Origin of the sequence: uncultured Salegentibacter sp., assembly GCF_963972535.1 — a bacterium.
Classification (GTDB): Bacteria; Bacteroidota; Bacteroidia; order Flavobacteriales; family Flavobacteriaceae; genus Salegentibacter.
Window position 1 is genome coordinate 1 of sequence record NZ_CAXAVR010000211.1, and the last position, 1,698, is coordinate 1,698.

Here is a 1,698-nt window from a genome sequence, read left to right on the forward strand (position 1 = left end):
TATTTGTGTATTCGTCAAGCTGAACTTGTTTCAGCTTCTAATATGAGAGCATTTCTTATCAAGTTAGATCCTGAAATAAATTCAGGATGACGAGTAATAACCTCAAAGCTACAAAACCAAAGCCTACTCGGGGCTTATGGTTTTCTTAAAAATTACAGCATCATTTAGTACAAAAGGCCGTGGAATCATAGTTTCTGCTCTTGGCTTTACATTTAAATCTTGATTTTCCAGCAAATCATAACTGGACTCGTAAAGCGTAAATTCCGGTTTTTCATCGCTTCTTAAACTGAATTCCAATCTTAGAGTATCTCTTCCGGAAATATGATAAGTCAATATCCGGTCGTGCCATCTACGGGTGTGAATATGAAAATCGTTACTTCCCAGCGCGACGGAATCAGCTTCAAGTCCGTTAACTTTAAAGCTTTCAAAATCTACGGTTCTATCAGTAAAAAGTTCTATTCTATCCGCTTGTCGGTTGGGAGCAATTTTCAGGGAATAGGAATTAAAAGCTGAGGTAGAATCGGTTTTTTTCCAAATTACGCCGGGCGATTGTAGATCAATTTTTGGAGCTTCGGCACGCCAGGTAAAATTTGAGCCGTATTTGCTGCTAAAGGTTTTATTTTCTGAAGGAGCAATTAATGGCTCTTCTCCAAAATATGCTTCAGTCCATTCGTCTGACATCTTATCGTAAGAATACCAGTTGGTAGTATTTTTATCGGCATCAAAAAGGTAGACCAGTGAATTTGGTTTGGGATGTTCTTTGGTGAAATCGGCTTTAAAATGTGCGATTATTAAAAGAATATTGAAAACTAAAAAGAATAAAACCGCAATCTTCTTATTGCTTTTAAAGTAAGCGAAAACAGGTAACAGCAGTTGAAATAATAGAACTGTGAGTATAGCTGAAACAAACAATATTTTCAAACCTAAAGCTACCGGAAACATTTTTATAAATGGCACCAAAATAAAGATCGCCGGAAGGCTTAAGAATGCCATTAATAAGGAATTTGGCGATTCCTGGCGCATCATAATAAATAGCTGCAGTAAGCCAAAAAAACCTGGTATGATAAAATAAGCCGCGCCTTTTAGAAAGAAAGCGAGCAAAGCACAAAGCAATAACCAGAAAAATAGCGGAACAACGAATAGATTAGCCTTGTTTTCTATATGTCTAAATCGGAAGTAGGTGAAAAACGAAATGAGTAAGCTTAATGAAACAAAAGCAGCGATATAATAATAGCCGTTATAGGTAAAGCCGTGTTCCATTTCTGAATATTCCGCATAGCTGTAAAGTAGGAATTTCCAAAGTAGAAAAACCAGTAAGCCAGAAAAGGCCAGGCTCACCATATACGGAATAATACTCTTTGAAATTTCTTTTAGCTGAAGATGATCCTTGGAAAATCCATAGCCCAGGATGATAAAAAACAAAACAAAAGCGAGAATAAGCATTGGGAATATCCAGGAAAACGGATAACTGATTATTTCCCCGCCCGGAATATTAAAAAACAATACTTCTTTTTCCGCATTTACTTCGCTTAAATCTGCATCTTTAAAATAATCGAGTAGAGGCATTAAATAACTGCCTTGATGTGCTAAGGTTTTTTTATCTAAGTTTTTGGGGGTGTCAGTCGCGGTGTGATAATCAAAATGATCGTCTATAAATGCAAAATTATAACCCGGGATATTTCCCTGTTCCCTTAAAAC

Annotated in this window: 1 protein-coding gene; it reads right to left on the minus strand. The window is 36.5% G+C overall.

The annotated features are described in order from the left end of the window. Nucleotides 1-123: 123 nt before the first annotated feature. A partial coding sequence (locus AACZ30_RS13900) for a peptidase M28 (RefSeq protein ID WP_339650118.1) occupies nt 124-1,698 on the minus strand: 1,575 nt, incomplete at its 5' end.